Genomic DNA, 16,691 nt, shown 5'->3' on the forward strand with positions numbered 1-16,691 from the left:
AAACTGCTTGCGGGACAAGTTTCGCCGGTCATGCTGGCCGGCCTGCTATACCTCGGCAGCGGCCTCGGCCTGTCGCTCTGGTATGCGCTCCGGCACAGAATACGGCGCCGATCTTTACGCAAGCAAGCAAGCGACGGCGGGTTAAGCAAAGCAGATTTGCCGTGGCTGGGCGCGGTGATTTTAAGCGGCGGCGTCGGCGGTCCGATCCTGCTGATGCTTGGCCTTGCGCTCACCCCGGCCTCCAGCGCTTCCTTATTGTTGAATATGGAGGGCGTCCTGACCGCCGCCCTGGCATGGTTTGTTTTCAAGGAAAATTTCGATCGCCGGATCGTACTCGGCATGCTGGCTATCGTGCTGGCGGGGGTACTGCTGTCATGGCAGCAGGTGCCGGAATTCGGCGTCCCCTGGGGGCCGTTGGCGATCCTGGCGGCATGCCTGTGCTGGGCCATCGATAATAATCTGACGCGGCGGATTTCCGCCAGCGACGCGGTACAGATCGCCGCGCTGAAAGGCATGGTGGCCGGCGTCGTCAACCTGGCGCTGGCCTTGCTGCTGGGAGCGCCTGTGCCTGCGTTCGCCAGCATCGGCGCCGCTGCACTGATCGGCTTCTGCAGCTATGGGGTCAGCCTGGTATTGTTTGTGTTGGCGCTGCGCCATCTAGGCAGCGCCAGGACCGGCGCCTACTTTTCAGTAGCGCCGTTCATCGGCGCCGCGATCTCGCTGCTGGTCTTGCATGACACGGTGGGCGGCTTGTTCTGGCTGGCCACCGGATTGATGGCGCTCGGCATCTGGCTGCATCTAACCGAAAGCCACCAGCACCTGCATACGCATGAGGAAACCGAACATGCGCACAGCCACCGACATGACCTGCATCATCAGCACCAGCACGACTTTGACTGGGATGGCCGCGAACCGCACAACCACCCTCACCGCCATCTGCCGATCAGCCACAGCCACGCGCACTACCCGGACATACATCACCGGCATGGCCATTGAGTAGTCATTTTCATCAATCCCATGGAGCATGCATTTGCAAACCACCGATACCGCCAAAACAAGCATATTGCGCCAGATCCCCGCCGGCGTCTGGATACTCGGATTCGTTAGCATGCTGATGGATATTTCTTCGGAAATGATCCATAGCCTGCTACCGCTATTCATGGTGACGACACTCGGCGCCAGCGCCTTGGCGGTTGGGCTGGTGGAAGGCCTGGCCGAATCGACCGCCCTGATCGTCAAAGTGTTCTCGGGCACGCTGAGCGACTATCTTGGCAAGCGCAAAGGATTGGCGGTGTTCGGTTATGCGCTGGGGGCTTTCAGCAAACCATTCTTTGCCATCGCGCCGACGGTCGGCATCGTGCTTTCAGCCCGCCTCCTGGACCGGGTTGGCAAAGGCGTGCGCGGGGCGCCGCGGGATGCCCTGGTGGCTGACGTTACCCCAGCGCACCTGCGCGGCGCCGCGTTTGGCTTGCGCCAGTCGCTCGATACGGTGGGCGCCTTTCTTGGTCCCTTATTGGCGGTCGGCTTGATGCTGCTGTGGGCCAACGATTTTCGGGCCGTGTTCTGGATTGCCGTAATTCCCGGCTTGATGGCGGTTGCGCTGCTTTTCGTTGGCTTGCGCGAGCCTGAACATCGGCAGCGCGAAAAGCGCACCAACCCGATTCGGCGGGAAAACCTGAAGCGCCTGGGGCCTTCTTACTGGTGGGTGGTTGGCGTCGGCGCGGTATTCACGCTGGCACGGTTCAGCGAAGCGTTTCTGGTGCTGCGCGCACAGCAGAGCGGCATTCCGCTTGCCTTGGTGCCGCTGGTCATGGTGGCGATGAATGTAGTCTATGCCTTGTCGGCGTACCCGTTCGGCAAACTCTCGGACAGAATGAGTCATGGAAAGCTGCTGGCGCTCGGCCTGGCGGTCCTGATAGCTGCCGATCTGGTGCTGGCCGCCGGCAATCACTGGGGTGCGGTACTGGCAGGTGTTGCCATCTGGGGCCTTCACATGGGCATGACGCAAGGTTTGCTGGCGACGATGGTGGCGCATGCCGCCCCGGCCGATTTGCGCGGTACCGCGTATGGCTTCTTCAACCTGGTGAGTGGGCTTGCCATGTTGCTGGCAAGCTTGCTGGCTGGATTGTTGTGGGACAAGCTTGGCGCATCGTTCACCTTCTATGCCGGTGCAATTTTTTGTGCAGCGGCGCTTGCCGCTTTAGCCAAGCCGGCTAAAGCGCGCTGACTGCACTGGATTCCGACCCCACAAACCGTCACGCCTTGTGATGAATTGGGAAGGGTCTGTGGGCTCTTCCCAATTCGCAGGATCTTTTACTTCGGTTGCGCCACGACCCGTAAATACGGCTTCAATGTCTTGAAGCCCTGCGGGTACTTCTTTTTGGCGTCTTCGTCGGACACCGAGGTGGGGATGATGACGTCCTCGCCTGGCTTCCAGTTCACCGGCGTGGCCACGGTGTGCTTGGCGTTCAACTGCACCGAATCGAGCAAGCGCAACACCTCGTCGAAATTGCGGCCCGAGCTCATCGGATAGGCGAACATGGCCTTGACCTTCTTGTCCGGTCCGATCAGGAATACCGAGCGCACGGTGGCGTTGTCAGCTGCGCTGCGCTGTCCGCCGCTGGCGTTGGGGTGAATCATGTCGTAGAGCTTGGCGACTGTCAGGTCGGCGTCGCCGATCATCGGATAGTTGACCGCGTGGCCTTGCGTCTCCTCAATATCCTTGACCCAGGCGAGGTGGTCGCTGACAGGGTCCACACTCAGGCCCATGACCTTGGTGTTGCGTTTGTCGAATTCGGGTTTCAACCGCGCCATATAACCCAGCTCGGTAGTACAGACGGGAGTAAAATCCTTCGGGTGGGAAAACAGGATGGCCCATTGATCTCCGATCCACTCGTGAAAACGGATCTTGCCTTCAGTGGTGTCGGCAGTAAAATCAGGGGCTTCGTCACCTATGCGAATTGTCATTTTCAGTCTCCATAATGTGTGTGTGTCGGAATATCCCAGCCATCACGCTGCGATGGCCTTGTCAAACTCTGCATGCAGAGCCTCGATTGCGCATCCTGAAATAACCATTCTAGACAATCGTCCCGGTTTTCATAGACCTCTCTGAGATGAACGCTGTCGTCCTTGAATCCGTCCTGACTTGCCCGCAATGCGGTTTTGCCAAGCTGGAAACCATGCCTACCGAGGCCTGCCAGTTCTATTACGAATGCAGTAACTGCAAGGCGCTGTTGCGGCCTGATCCGGGTGATTGCTGTGTGTTTTGCTCCTTCGGCTCGGTGCAATGTCCACCAATTCAGATGCAGTCGAGGTGCTGTGATTAACTCATTTATGTTGATGAAACCACCACAATAGCAAAGTAAACTTGTAGATTATCCTACCTATGCGTAGGATTATCTACATGAATACCTATTTGTCGCTCATTACCAGCCTGCCGACAGAAAACGCCACGGCGCGCATGCGTGCGTGGCGCGCGCTCAAGGCATCCGGCGCCGCCGTATTGCGTGACGGCGTCTATCTGCTGCCGGAACGCGATGCCTGCCGCAACACACTGGAAACGATCGCGGCTGACGTGCTGTCAGGCGGCGGCAGCGCCTTGGTGCTGCGCGTAGAGGAACCCGACGGTGCGCATTTCATCGGACTGTTCGATCGTAGCGAGGACTACTCGGGATTGCTGGCAGACGCCGCCAAGCTACAGGCAACGCTCACAGCCGATACGGTGCTGGACGCACTCAAGCAGATTCGCAAGCTGCGCAAGACTTTTGCCAACCTTGCCGAGATCGATTTCTTTCCTGCCGAAGCCCAGCGCCAAACCGATGCGACGCTGCAAGAGCTGGAACTGGCTGCGGCCCGTGTCCTGGCGCCGGATGAACCGCACCCGGTCGACGCCACCATTTCCCTTCTGTCGGTGAGTCAATATCAGGGCCGCACCTGGGCCACCCGGCGGCGCCCCTGGGTGGATCGCCTGGCCTGCGCCTGGCTGATCCGCCGCTTCATTGACCCGCAAGCCCGGCTGTTATGGCTGGCCGCCCCCGCCGACTGTCCGGCCGACGCCCTCGGCTTCGACTTCGACGGCGCCACCTTCAGCCATGTCGGCAGCCGTGTCAGCTTTGAGGTGATGCTGGCAAGCTTTGGCTTGGAGCGACCGGCACTCAAGCGTATCGGCGCCTTGGTGCATTACCTCGATGTCGGCGGCGTGCAACCGCCTGAGTCGACAGGGATTGAAAGCGTACTCGCGGGCCTGCGCGAAGCGATCACCGATGACGATCAGTTGCTAGCGATAGCCAGCAACGTTTTCGATGGACTACTGACCGCCTTCCAACAAGAAACCGCGCTGCAACGGGAATCGTAATCATGGATCAAGCAAGCAAACCGGCTTACACCTTGTGGCAACTCATCTTGTATTTCCTGCGCCTGGGCACGCTTGGCTTTGGCGGCCCGGTTGCGCTGGTTGGCTATATGCATCGCGACCTGGTCGAACTGCGCGGCTGGATCAGCGAATCCGACTACAAGGAGGGGCTGGCGCTGGCGCAGATCGCACCTGGCCCGCTGGCCGCGCAACTGGGGATCTACCTGGGTTTCGTCCACTTCAGGATCCTCGGCGCGACGGCGGCAGGGCTAGCCTTCGTGCTGCCGTCTTTCCTGATGGTGGTCGCCCTGGGCTGGGCCTACGTCGGCTTCGGCGGACTGGCCTGGATGCAATCCGTGTTCTACGGCGTGGGTGCGGCGGTGATCGGCATCATGGCCATCAGCGCGCACAAGCTGGCCAGCAAGAACATCGGCCGCGATAAACTGCTGTGGGGCATCTTCATATTGCTGGCAGCCGTGACCATCATCACGCAGTCGGAAATCGCCTTGCTGTTCATTGGCGCCGGCGTCCTGGTCTGGCTGATCCGCTGCAAGCCCAGGTTCGGCACCTCGCACCTGGCCGTGCTGCTGCCCACGCAATTACCCAATTTCGCCCTGGCCTCCGCAATGGATGCCAATACGCTGATCCAGATTACGCTGTTCTTCATCAAGGCCGGCGCCTTCGTGTTCGGCTCGGGCCTGGCCATCGTACCCTTTCTCTATGGCGGCATCGTCACCGAGCATCACTGGCTCAACGACAAGCAATTCGTCGACGCCGTGGCGGTTGCCATGATTACCCCCGGCCCGGTAGTCATTACCACAGGCTTCATCGGCTACCTGATCAGCGGTTTGCCAGGCGCTATCCTGGCGGCCGTGGCGACGTTCATTCCATGTTATCTGGTCACTGTGATCGCCGCGCCGTACTTCAAGAAGTACGGCAAGCTGCCAGCCCTGATCGCCTTCGTCGATGGCATCACGGCGGCGGCTATCGGCGCCATTGCCGGTTCGGTGGTGGTACTGGCGCAGCGCTCCATCACAGACATTCCGACCGCGCTGCTGGCGCTGGTGACTGCAGCGCTGCTGTGGAAATTCAAGAAACTGCCGGAGCCTGTCATCGTGATTGGGGCCGCACTGATCGGAATAGCGATTTATCCCTTGATGCATCATTGAAACGATTTGGCTACATGTACCGGGCATAGCGCCTGGACTAAAGGAGCGACATCATGCAATGGATTACCCGCGAACGCCCAAAGATCGACCGCATTGCCTGCCCTTGGCTGGTGCTCCGCTTCATCGACGCAGAAGCCGAGTTTCTCTACGTGCCATCCGGCGACGTGCTACGCGTTGCCAATGAAACCGGCGCGATTCCTTATGACATACCGGGCGTTGAACTGACTCACGACGGCGAGCTGTGCAGCTTCGACGCCTTCCTCAAGAAATACCGCCTCGATGATCCGGCTTTGCTGCAGCTCGCGGTTATCGTGCGCGGCGCCGATACTTCGCGCCTCGGCTTGACGCCGCAATCGGCCGGGCTATATGCGTTGTCGCTGGGGCTATCGCAGAACTTCAGCGATGACCATGCCATGCTCAAGCACGGCATGGTGATGTATGACGCGCTCTATGCGTGGTGCAAGCACTGCCAAAGTGAAACACATAACTGGCCGCCGAAAATGTGATGCCGCCCTCCTTCACCCGATTCAGGCGCCAGCCTGGCATTGCGGCGAGCATCTAATGGGAGGGATTTCCCCCAAAATTTGCGGACGGCGCCGAATATCCCTTGACCTTCCCACAGGGGGAACGCTGACAATGCGCCATCGTCGCTAAAAATATCATCGCTTGACAACAAATATCGTTGCTGTCTACCATTTATAAAACCAAGAACTTGAATGTAATGAAACTCTCCCGCCCATCCCGCTTGATTGCCGCACTCATCGTGCTGGTCAGCATGCTGTTCATGCAGCTTGCTGTGGCGGGGTATGCCTGTCCGAGCCTCAATATCGGACAGGTCGGCGAGTCAGCGTCGATGGCCATGGATGGCGAGCAAGCGATGAGCGGATGCGCTGGCGCGGATAAGGCGCAACCCAGCCTCTGTCACGCCAATGACCAGGCCGGCAACCAGTCGCTGGACAAGCCGCCGATGCCGCATGTGCAGCCTTTTATGGCTGCCGCGCTGACGCTGGTATTCCACGATATTGAGGTCGTCGACCATTCCACCGACGCTCAACCGAATTCTCTTCTTCTGGCACGATCCACTGCGCCGCCGCTGTCCATACGCAACTGCTGTTTCCGCATTTAATCCCCCAGATCGCCTGGTCCGCTATCGCCGTGCCGCGTGCACGCCCGATGTTGTCTATCGCTGTCTGGAGGTTTCATGTCATCCCCGATGTTATTCCCGCCCGCCGCGCATCGTCCGGCACGCAACGCGGTTCTTCGGTTCTCCCTAAGAATCAGTCTCGCCGCGCTGGCAGGATCGCTGGTGTTCGCTGTCAACGTCTACGCGGCCGATCCGCCATTGACGCTGGCCGAGGCACAACGCCGCGCCGTAGAACGATCGCGCCAACTCACGGCCCAAGATTTCTCTGTCGCGGCTTCGCGCGACATGGCGGTCGCCGCTGGGCAACTGCCCGATCCAGTATTGAAAGTCGGCATCGACAACCTGCCGGTCACTGGGCGCGATCGTGGCAGTCTCAACAACGATTTCATGACTATGCGCCGGGTCGGCGTGATGCAGGAAATTACGGGTTCGGACAAGCGTCGTTTGCGCTCTGATCGCTTCGAGCTGGAAGCGCAAAAGACCCTTGCCGAGAAGACGATGGCAACCGCTGCCATTGAGCGCGATACCGCGTTGGCCTGGCTTGACCGGTATTACGCGGACGCCATGAGCGCGGTTATCGAAGAACAAGGTGCGCAAGCCAAACTCGAAATGCAATCGGCCGAAGGCGCTTATCGAGCCGGCCGTGGCAATCAAGCGGATGTTTTCACTGCCCGCAGCGCCCTGGCGACGTTTGATGATCGGGCGAGCGAAATCCGGCGCCGCGTACGCAACGCCAATACCATGCTGGCGCGGTGGATTGGGAATGTCTCGGCTCTCTCTTTGGCTGGCAAACCTGATACCAACACCATCCGGCTGGATCCAGCAACGCTCGACAGTGACCTTGCGCATCATCCAGAAATTGCCGTCTTGACCAAAAAAGTCGATGTGGCCCAGACGGAAGCAAAATTGGCAAGAGCCAACGAAAAAGCCGACTGGACTGTAGAAGTAGCATTCCAGCAACGCAGTGCGGCTTTTTCCAACATGGTCTCCGTCGGCCTGTCGATTCCGCTGCAGTGGGATCGGAAGAATCGCCAGGATCGCGAACTCTCTGCCAAGCTGGCGCTGGCGGAACAAGCCAAGGCCGAGCGCGAGGACATGCTGCGCGCGCATGTGGCCGAGACCCGCACCATGATTGACGAATGGCAAACCGACCGTGAGCGCTATACCCGTTATGAGAACGAACTGATCCCGTTGGCCAATCAGCGCACGCTTGCGGCGATCACGGCCTACCGCGGCGGCAAAGCCACTCTGGTCGATGTGCTTGCGGCGCGTCGTAACGATATCGACGTTCGCATCCAGGCGTTGCAACTGGCGGCTGAAACCGATCGCCTGTGGGCGCAACTCAACTTTCTCTTTCCGACCGATGATGCGATGACGCACACGGGGATGAACAAGGACACCCAATGAAGAATAAGAACATCCTCCTCGCCGCTGTTACTGCAAGTCTTCTCGGAGCAAGCGGCTACGGTCTGTATTCAGCGGGCATGCATCGGGGACAAACGATGACGATGACGATGGCGACGCCAATGGCGAGCGCCGCGGCATCCTCGCCAATTGGCGCAGCAAAAGCCGGCGACTCAGGCAAGAAAGTGCTGTATTGGCACGACCCGATGGTGCCGTGGCAAAAATTCGACAAACCGGGCAAGTCGCCGTTCATGGATATGCAACTGGTCCCGGTCTATGCCGACGATGCAGGCGACGACGGCCAGGTCAAGATCAGTCCACGCGTGCAGCAGAATTTGGGCATCCGTACTGCCGAAGTCACCCGAGGCAACCTGATGTCGGCAGCCACTGCTGTGGGCAGCGTGGCATACAACGAGCGCGATGTCGCCTTGGTGCAGGCACGCAGCAATGGATTCGTCGAGCGGCTGTATATACGCGCGCCACTCGACCCGGTACGCAAGGGACAAGCGTTGGCCGAACTATATGTGCCGGAGTGGGTAGCGGCGCAGGAAGAGTATCTGTCGGTCAAACGCATGCAAGGAACCGGCATGGACGGCCTGCTTGGTGGTGCGCGCCAACGCATGCGCCTGGTCGGCATGACGGATGACCAGATACGCCTGGTGGAGGCTAGCGGCAAGGTACAAGCCCGCCTGACCGTTTTCGCCCCTACCAGCGGCGTGGTGTCAGATCTGGCAGTGCGTGAAGGCATGACGGTGATGGCTGGGGCGCCAATGTTCAAAATCAACGGCCTGAGCACGATTTGGGTCAATGCCGATGTGCCGGAGAGCATGGCTGCTCAGGTACGCCCAGGCAACGCGGTCGAAGCCCGTACGCCGGCGCTGCAAGGAACGGTATTTAAGGGCAAAGTCAGCGCGATTCTGCCGGATGTGAATCCTGCTACCCGCACGCTGAAGGCGCGCATTGAGTTAGCCAACCCGTCCGGCCAGCTGGTGCCAGGCATGTTTGCGACGATTAATTTTTCGTCAGCGGCGCGCAAGGATATCCTGCTAGTACCGACTGAAGCCGTGATTCAGACCGGAACCCGCAGTGTTGTCATGGTGGCGCAAGGCGACGGCAAGTTTATTCCGGTCGATGTCGAGATTGGGAGTGAAACCAACGGTCAGACCGAAATCCGCAAAGGATTGGATGTGGGGCAAAAGGTCGTCGTCTCCGGTCAGTTCCTGATCGATTCCGAAGCCAGCCTGACGGGCACGGAAACACGGATGGAAGGCATGGCCACACCAACACCTAGCAAGGCGATTGGTCCGACGCATCGCGGCGAAGGCAAAGTCGAAAGCATCACCAAGGAAGAGATCACTATCTCGCATGGTCCGATTCCCACTTTGCAATGGGGTGCGATGACGATGGGCTTCAAGGTGCCTGCAGTTGGTTTGCCAAACAACGTTGCGGTCGGCGACACCGTCGTCTTCGAGATTCATCCGATCAAGGATGGCGCATTCGAGATCTCTACGATTACGCCGACTGCCGCCGCCCCTATGGCGAACAAGAAAGATAAAGCGATGGATGGCGCGACGAAGATGCCCGCCAAGCCGACGGGAGCTGCGCCATGATCGCCAGACTGATCCGCTGGTCCATCGTCAACCGCCTCCTGCTGCTGTTGGCGACATTGATGGTCACCGCCTGGGGCATTTGGTCGCTGGCGCGTACGCCGCTGGACGCCATCCCTGATCTGTCTGATGTGCAAGTCATTATCCGCACCAGTTATCCAGGCCAGGCGCCGCAGATTGTCGAGAACCAAGTTACGTATCCGCTGACCACCACCATGCTGTCGGTGCCGGGGGCAAAGACGGTGCGTGGCTATTCGTTTTTTGGCGATTCCTTCGTCTACATTCTGTTTGAGGACGGCACCGATCCTTACTGGGCCCGCTCACGCGTGCTGGAATACCTGAACCAGGTACAGTCGCGCCTGCCGCCGCAAGCTAAAACCGCGCTGGGGCCGGATGCGACCGGGGTCGGCTGGATCTACGAATATGCGCTGGTCGATCGTAGCGGTAAGATGGATTTGTCGCAGCTGCGCGCCTTGCAGGACTGGTTTCTCAAGTATGAGTTGAAAGCGGTGCCCAATGTCTCGGAAGTTGCCAGTATCGGCGGCATGGTGCGGCAGTACCAGATCGTGCTCGATCCGGACAGGATGCGCGCCTACAACATCCCCCAAGGCAAGATCATCGACGCCGTGCAGAAAGCCAACCAGGAAACCGGCGGTTCCGTGCTAGAGCTGGGCGAGGCCGAATACATGGTACGCGCATCGGGCTACCTGAAATCGCAGGACGATTTCCGCAAGATCCCGTTGACGACGACCGATGCCGGCGTGCCGGTGAAATTAGGTGATGTCGCCCGCATCCAGGTGGGGCCGGAAATGCGGCGCGGGATTGCGGAGCTGAATGGCGAAGGCGAAGTGGCCGGCGGCGTGATCGTCATGCGCTCCGGGAAGAACGCACTGGAAACCATCGATGCCGTGAAGGCCAAGCTGCAGAAATTGAAGGCCAGCCTGCCGCCCGGCGTCGAGATCGTTTCAACCTACGACCGATCGAGCCTGATCAAGCGTGCCGTCTCGAACCTGAAAGAAAGGCTGATCGAGGAATTCATCGTCGTCGCCGTAGTCTGCGCGATCTTCCTGTTTCATATGCGCTCGGCCCTGGTTGCCATCATTACGCTGCCGATCGGCATCCTGATCGCCTTTATCGTCATGTATTACCAGGGGGTCAATGCCAATATCATGTCGCTGGGCGGAATTGCGATTGCCGTCGGCGCCATGGTCGACGCCGCCGTGGTGATGATCGAAAATGCCCACAAGCATATCGAAGCCTGGAACCAGGCTCATCCAGGAGAAAAGCTCAAAGGCAATGATCACTGGCGCGTCATCGGCGACGCCGCCGCCGAAGTCGGTCCAGCGTTGTTCTTCTCGCTCTTGATCATCGTGCTCTCGTTCATTCCTGTATTCACGCTGGAAGCGCAGGAAGGACGGTTATTTTCTCCATTGGCTTTTACCAAAACCTATGCGATGGCGGCCGCTGCAGGGTTGGCGGTGACGCTGATCCCGGTCTTGATGGGCTATTTGATTCGCGGCCGGATTCCGGATGAACAAAAGAATCCGCTCAATCGCTTCCTGATTGCGCTATATCGGCCCTTGCTCGATATCGTGCTGCGCTTTCCCAAGATGACCCTGCTGACGGCGGCGCTGGTCGCGATTGTGACGATCTGGCCGATGACCCGGCTCGGTGGCGAATTCATGCCGCCGCTGGACGAAGGCGATCTGTTGTACATGCCGTCGGCACTGCCTGGCCTGTCGGCCGGCAAGGTGTCGCAATTGCTGCAGCAGACTGATCGGTTGATCAAAACCGTGCCGGAAGTACAAAGCGTGTTCGGCAAGGCTGGCCGTGCCGAGAGTGCGACCGATCCGGCGCCGCTGGAAATGTTTGAAACCGTGATCCAGTTCAAACCGCACGACCAGTGGCGTCCCGGCATGACGCCGGACAAGTTGACCCAGGAACTTGACCGCATCGTCAAAGTGCCGGGACTGTCCAATATCTGGGTGCCGCCGATACGCAACCGGATCGACATGCTGGCCACCGGCATCAAAAGTCCGGTCGGGGTCAAGGTTGCTGGCGTCAGTCTCCAGGAGATCGACCGCATTACCGGCGAGATCGAACGCGCCGTCAAGCATGTCCCGGGCGTGTCGTCGGCGCTGGCCGAGCGTTTGAATGGCGGCCGGTATATCGATGTGAACATCGACCGCGATGCCGCTGCGCGCTATGGCTTGAATATTGCGGATGTGCAAAGTGTCGTGTCGGCAGCGATCGGCGGCGACAACATTGGCGAAACCGTCGAAGGATTGCAGCGCTTTCCGATCAATGTGCGTTATCCACGCGAGGTGCGCGACTCGGTCGAGAAACTGCGTCAACTGTCGGTGCTAACAGACCGTGGCGCCCAAATCCGGCTGGGCGATGTCGCCGCGATTCGCATCAACGATGGTCCACCGATGCTGAAAAGCGAGAATGCGCGCTTGTCGGGTTGGGTCTATGTCGATATCCGCGACCGTGATCTGAGCTCCACCGTGCACGATATGCAGCAAGTCGTGGCCAAGGAAGTCAAATTGCCTGCGGGTTATTCCATCGCCTGGTCGGGGCAGTTCGAGTATCTGGAACGCGCCACCGCCAAACTCAAGATCGTGGTGCCGGCCACCTTGCTGATTATTTTCGTCCTGCTCTACCTGACCTTCAAACGCTTCGATGAAGTGGCCTTGATCATGGCAACGCTGCCGTTTGCACTGGCCGGCGGTATCTGGCTGTTGTGGCTGCTTGATTATCACCTATCGGTTGCCGGTGGCGTCGGCTTCATTGCATTAGCCGGCGTGTCGGCCGAATTCGGCGTAATCATGTTGCTCTATTTGAAACACGCCTGGGACGAACGGCTGACTGACGGCAATGGCAGTGAAGCCGATCTGCTCGATGCGATACGTGAAGGCGCCGTGCTGCGGGTACGCCCCAAGGCGATGACGGTAGCCGTCATCATCGCCGGCCTGCTGCCCATCATGCTGGGCACAGGTACCGGATCGGAAGTCATGCAACGGATCGCCGCGCCGATGGTAGGCGGGATGATCACGGCGCCATTGTTGTCGATGTTTGTGGTTCCCGTGGCCTTTCTGCTGTTGCGTCGGCGTCAGATTGCCAACGGCACGGCGTCGCAGGTGGAGGCATAGATCCTGATGAAACTGTTTAGCACGCACCGTTTGGGTAAGCACATCACGTATTACGTGCTGTGTATGGCTGTGCTAATCGGATTGGCATGGATTGGTCACGTGCAAGCGCTGCCGCAACAGAGTCACAGGCAAGTACCTATGGTGATCGAACAACCGATGACCATGACGGCTTGCCTGCCATGCGCTTCCTGCTACGTGGCGCCGCCGTCCGTCGCGAGCATTGTCGGAAGCGGCGATCATCCTGCTCTCGTTTCTGCCGAGACGATGACGTGTTTTGTTGCGCAAACCGATTTTGACGTAGCGGTTCCTGATGTTTCAGTGCGGACATCACTGGCGCTACGTGTTTTGTATTGTCGATGGCTGAATTAGCCCGGTGATGGTGTGAATCAGATAAAGCCTTATCTACTACCAATTTCCAGAGGAATTCATCATGAAAAAATTACTACTTGCATTGCTATGCATCAGTACCGTTGGTACCGCATTTCCCGCCTTCGCTGGCCCCGACTGGCAGTTAATTGAGCAGGCCCGTAAGGCCAAGCACGCTCAACTGGCACAGGCAGCAGCTAGTAAAGATCAACCAGCCGGAATGGATCACAAAATGGACGGAAAAATGGACCCGAAAATGCACGAAAACATGGATCAAATGATGAAGGATTGCATGGGGAAGATGGATGGTAAAGACTATCCAGCCGACATGGGCCGTCAAATGGATCCGAGCATGACCGGAAAAATGAAACATTGAAACGTCAAGAAGTCGCAATAAACGCGTGTGAAAGCAGGCGCGGCACCCATCGGTCCAGCATTTGTCAAACGGATGGGTGCAATCTGTTTCAAAACACCACTCTCAACTTTAAAAAGGAAATAAACATGAAATCGTTCGCAACCCTGTCATTGGTTCTGGCGCTGTCAGCATCCGGCGCGGCTCTCGCCCAGTCTGGCACCACGAAAAATATGGATATGAAAGACATGGACATGAAGGCCATGCCGATGGAAAAAATGAATTCCGGTTCCACCGCAAAGGCAACAACCCACGAGGCGACGGGTGTGGTGAAGGCGGTTGATACGACGAAAGGCAGCGTGACACTGGCGCACGGACCGGTCAAAAGCTTGAACTGGCCGGCCATGACGATGACCTTCGCTGTGAAGGACAAGATGTTCTTCGACAAACTCGCCGTCGACAAGAAAGTGACCATCAATTTCGCCAAACAAGGCGCGGATTACGTTGTTACCGGCGTGAAGTAACTGCTGCTATGGGCGGGCGCCTTGTTCAGCGCCTTGTTCAGATTCACGGGCGCTGTCTCCTCCTGCGCAAGTGATTGATTGAGGAAGAAGGACTTATTCATTACCTGGAGAACACCATGAACGTGAAATATGTCATTGCCATTATTCGTCCAGATGCCTTGCTGGCGCTGGAAGCCAGACTCGGCAGTCTTCACATGCAAGGCATGACCGTGACCAAGGTAAAGGGATACGGCGAGTACACCGACTTCTATTCAAAAAACCATTTGACAGAACATCTCAAAGTGGAAATCTTTGTGGATGAGTCAAAGCTTGAAGCGTTGACGAATGCGATTTTGGATGTTGCACACTCCGATATCCCTGGCGCAGGCATCCTGGCCGTGCTGGCGGTAGATGAATTTTTTCATATTCGCACGCGCTCCGAGTTTTAACCGGAGCTTGTTTTACACCTCGGACGCGAGGCTATCGCCCACAATGCGCAATAGCCCCTGGCGCCCGCTTATGCCTTCTGCGCAGTCAATACACGGCGCGAGAAAACCCAGGCCACCGCGGCAAACACAATCAGCCCCAGCCATTGCGCGGTATTTTCAAACGATGCGCCAACCAGCGCCAATGGCGAATCGCTGCCGGTAAAGCCGATGACGGCCGCCAGCAGCACCCCCACCAGGCTTTCGCCGACAATCAGGCCGGACGCCAGCAGCACGCCGCGCCGGTTCGAAGCTTCGGCGAATTGCACGTAGGGCACGCCCTGCTTCTGCGCGCGCTTTCTCAGGATGCGTTCTATGACCCAGGCCAGCACCGTGCCCAGCACCAGGGTCGAAGCAACTGTCGGCGGCAGATAAATGCCGATCCCTACCGCAAGCACCGGCAAGCGCGCCACGCCGCGGCGGCGGCGCAGCATTTCGTCGATCGCCACCAGCACCACGCCCAGTCCGAGGCCGATCAATATCATGTCCCAGTTCAGCTGATGGGTAAAAATCCCGGTCGCAATCGCGGTCATCAGGGTTGCTTGCGGCGCCGACAAGGCATGTGCTACGTCCATCTCGGCGCGCGGCATCGCGCCGGCAAAACCGTAGGCGTTATACAGCAGCTCAAGCACCGGCGGAATCACCACGGCGCCGACCACGCAGCCGATCAGCAACGCCACCTGCTGCCGCCACGGCGTGGCGCCGACCAGCCAGCCGGTTTTCAGATCCTGCAGGTTATCGTTGGAAATAGTCGCCACGGCGATCACCGCCGAGGTGGTGAAGATCGCCAGCGCAATTCCCAGTTTGTTGCCGCTCTCGGTGGCCAGCAGGCCGTCGCCGCTGCCGACCAGCAGGATCAGCAGCGAGACCAGCACCACGGCGACGATGCCAACACCCGAAATCGGGCTGGCGGAGGAACCGATCAGACCGGCCATGTAACCGCAGGCAGCGGCAATCAGGAAACCGAAGACGACCGCAAACAGGACGCTGTAGGCAACCAGCCCCCACACCATGCCGGCAGACAGGGGGGCAGCGCTCAGGAAACCGGCGAAAGTCGCCGCCAGGATCGCCACCAGCACTAGCGTGATACCGATGATCCAGCCTGGCGCCATGTCGCGCTCGGTACGCGGAATATTGATGCGGCCGTTACCGCCGCGCAACGCCTGGAAGGAAGTCTTGACACCTTCCAGCATCGGCCTGAACAGCGTGATCAGGGTCCATACCGCAGCCACGCCGATGGTGCCGGCGCCGATGAAGCGCACGTCCTTGCTCCATAATCCGGTGGCATATTTGGCCAGCGTCACGCCGTCCGGCATGCTGTGCATCGACGTCAGCACCGGCACTGCCACACCCCAGGCAATCAGCAGGCCGATCAGCATGGCGATGCCGGCCACGATGCCGATCAGGTAACCGGCGCCCAGCAAGGCCAGCGAAAATCCAGCGGACAGGCGCACCACCGCCGGACCCGCTGCGAACCACAGATTGATGCCTTCGCCCAGCACCCGGAAGCCGGATGAGAACAAGGTCACAACGGCAGCGGTTAAGCCGCCGGCCATGATGTCGACGATGCCGGTTTCAGTCTTTGCCCCGGCCTTGCCGGTGGCGGCGTCGAGTTCGACATCGGCGCTGCCGACGCGCAGGATTTCCGCGGCCGCCACGCCTTCCGGATAAGGCAGGTCGCTTTGCACCACCATCGCGTGCCGCAGCGGAATCGTGAACATCACGCCCAGCATGCCGCCGGCGGCGCAGATCGCCAAGGTCTGCCAGTAAGGGAAACCCTGCCAGTAACCGATCATCACCAGTCCAGGCAGGATAAAAATAATCGAAGACAAGGTGCCGGCGGCCGAAGCCTGGGTTTGCACCATATTGTTTTCGAGGATATTGGCACTCTTGAACATCCGCAGCACTGCCATGGAAATCACGGCAGCCGGAATCGCGGAAGAAAAAGTCAGGCCGACTTTCAAGCCCAGGTACACGTTGGAAGCTGTGAATACTACCGTTATCAAGGCGCCGAGAATGATGCCGCGCAGCGTCAGCTCGGGCAGGGAAACATTGTCGGAAATGCGACCGCTTAATGGACCAGTTAATGAACCGGTTAATGAACCAGTTGAGGGTATCGGAACAGACATCGGAACTCCATCACCAAAATTACAATCTG

At 58.8% G+C, this 16,691-nt stretch carries 15 protein-coding genes; 13 read left to right on the plus strand and 2 right to left on the minus strand.

All coding sequences use genetic code 11. The features are described 5' to 3' along the window. Both KHU33_RS22670 and KHU33_RS22675 read left to right on the plus strand, forming a co-directional pair. The coding region (locus KHU33_RS22670) for a DMT family transporter (RefSeq protein ID WP_211467152.1) at positions 1-996 on the plus strand (996 nt) is incomplete at its 5' end. A 28-nt stretch (positions 997-1,024) separates the two neighbouring features. After that, entirely contained in the window at positions 1,025-2,227 is a 1,203-nt protein-coding gene (locus KHU33_RS22675; protein ID WP_211467154.1) for an MFS transporter, read from the plus strand. 86 nt (positions 2,228-2,313) lie between these two features. On the opposite strand, the gene KHU33_RS22680 is transcribed toward KHU33_RS22675, so the two are convergent. Further along, positions 2,314-2,967, minus strand: coding sequence for a peroxiredoxin (locus KHU33_RS22680; RefSeq protein ID WP_211467155.1), 654 nt, complete (start codon positions 2,965-2,967; stop codon positions 2,314-2,316). 146 nt (positions 2,968-3,113) lie between these two features. Between KHU33_RS22680 and KHU33_RS26575 the strand changes: the two genes are divergently transcribed. From KHU33_RS26575 to KHU33_RS22730, 11 genes are all read left to right on the plus strand, one after another. Next, positions 3,114-3,326, plus strand: a complete 213-nt coding sequence (locus KHU33_RS26575) for a GDCCVxC domain-containing (seleno)protein (protein WP_230414490.1) — start codon at positions 3,114-3,116, stop codon at positions 3,324-3,326. A gap of 77 nt (positions 3,327-3,403) precedes the next feature. Continuing rightward, positions 3,404-4,354, plus strand: a complete 951-nt coding sequence (locus tag KHU33_RS22685; RefSeq protein ID WP_230414491.1) for a chromate resistance protein ChrB domain-containing protein — start codon at positions 3,404-3,406, stop codon at positions 4,352-4,354. 2 nt (positions 4,355-4,356) lie between these two features. Further along, entirely contained in the window at positions 4,357-5,520 is a 1,164-nt protein-coding gene (locus KHU33_RS22690; protein WP_211467159.1) for a chromate transporter, read from the plus strand. 53 nt (positions 5,521-5,573) lie between these two features. Next, positions 5,574-6,026 carry a chromate resistance protein ChrB domain-containing protein gene (locus KHU33_RS22695; RefSeq protein ID WP_211467161.1) on the plus strand — a complete coding sequence of 151 codons (453 nt, stop codon included), beginning with the start codon at positions 5,574-5,576 and terminating at the stop codon, positions 6,024-6,026. A gap of 215 nt (positions 6,027-6,241) precedes the next feature. After that, positions 6,242-6,646 carry a hypothetical protein gene (locus KHU33_RS22700; protein WP_211467163.1) on the plus strand — a complete coding sequence of 135 codons (405 nt, stop codon included), beginning with the start codon at positions 6,242-6,244 and terminating at the stop codon, positions 6,644-6,646. A gap of 75 nt (positions 6,647-6,721) precedes the next feature. Then, entirely contained in the window at positions 6,722-8,071 is a 1,350-nt protein-coding gene (locus KHU33_RS22705) for a TolC family protein (protein ID WP_230414492.1), read from the plus strand. Then, a complete protein-coding gene (locus KHU33_RS22710; protein ID WP_211467165.1) occupies positions 8,068-9,678 on the plus strand; it encodes an efflux RND transporter periplasmic adaptor subunit in 1,611 nt (536 codons plus the stop codon). Before KHU33_RS22705 ends, KHU33_RS22710 begins: the two co-directional genes overlap by 4 nt. Next, positions 9,675-12,827: an efflux RND transporter permease subunit gene (locus tag KHU33_RS22715; RefSeq protein ID WP_211467167.1), complete on the plus strand. Its 3,153-nt coding sequence runs from the start codon at positions 9,675-9,677 to the stop codon at positions 12,825-12,827. Before KHU33_RS22710 ends, KHU33_RS22715 begins: the two co-directional genes overlap by 4 nt. A gap of 430 nt (positions 12,828-13,257) precedes the next feature. Beyond that, positions 13,258-13,569 (plus strand): hypothetical protein, encoded by a 312-nt coding sequence (locus KHU33_RS22720; protein WP_211467168.1) that lies wholly within the window; start codon positions 13,258-13,260, stop codon positions 13,567-13,569. Positions 13,570-13,694: 125 nt separating this feature from the next. Next, entirely contained in the window at positions 13,695-14,069 is a 375-nt protein-coding gene (locus KHU33_RS22725) for a copper-binding protein (protein ID WP_211467170.1), read from the plus strand. A 116-nt stretch (positions 14,070-14,185) separates the two neighbouring features. Beyond that, a complete protein-coding gene (locus tag KHU33_RS22730; protein WP_211467172.1) occupies positions 14,186-14,497 on the plus strand; it encodes a P-II family nitrogen regulator in 312 nt (103 codons plus the stop codon). A 68-nt stretch (positions 14,498-14,565) separates the two neighbouring features. On the opposite strand, the gene KHU33_RS22735 is transcribed toward KHU33_RS22730, so the two are convergent. Further along, positions 14,566-16,662 (minus strand): OPT family oligopeptide transporter, encoded by a 2,097-nt coding sequence (locus KHU33_RS22735; RefSeq protein ID WP_230414493.1) that lies wholly within the window; start codon positions 16,660-16,662, stop codon positions 14,566-14,568. Positions 16,663-16,691: the final 29 nt, after the last annotated feature.

Source organism: Collimonas silvisoli (assembly GCF_018305005.1).
In the GTDB taxonomy this organism is placed as follows: domain Bacteria; phylum Pseudomonadota; class Gammaproteobacteria; order Burkholderiales; family Burkholderiaceae_D; genus Collimonas; species Collimonas silvisoli.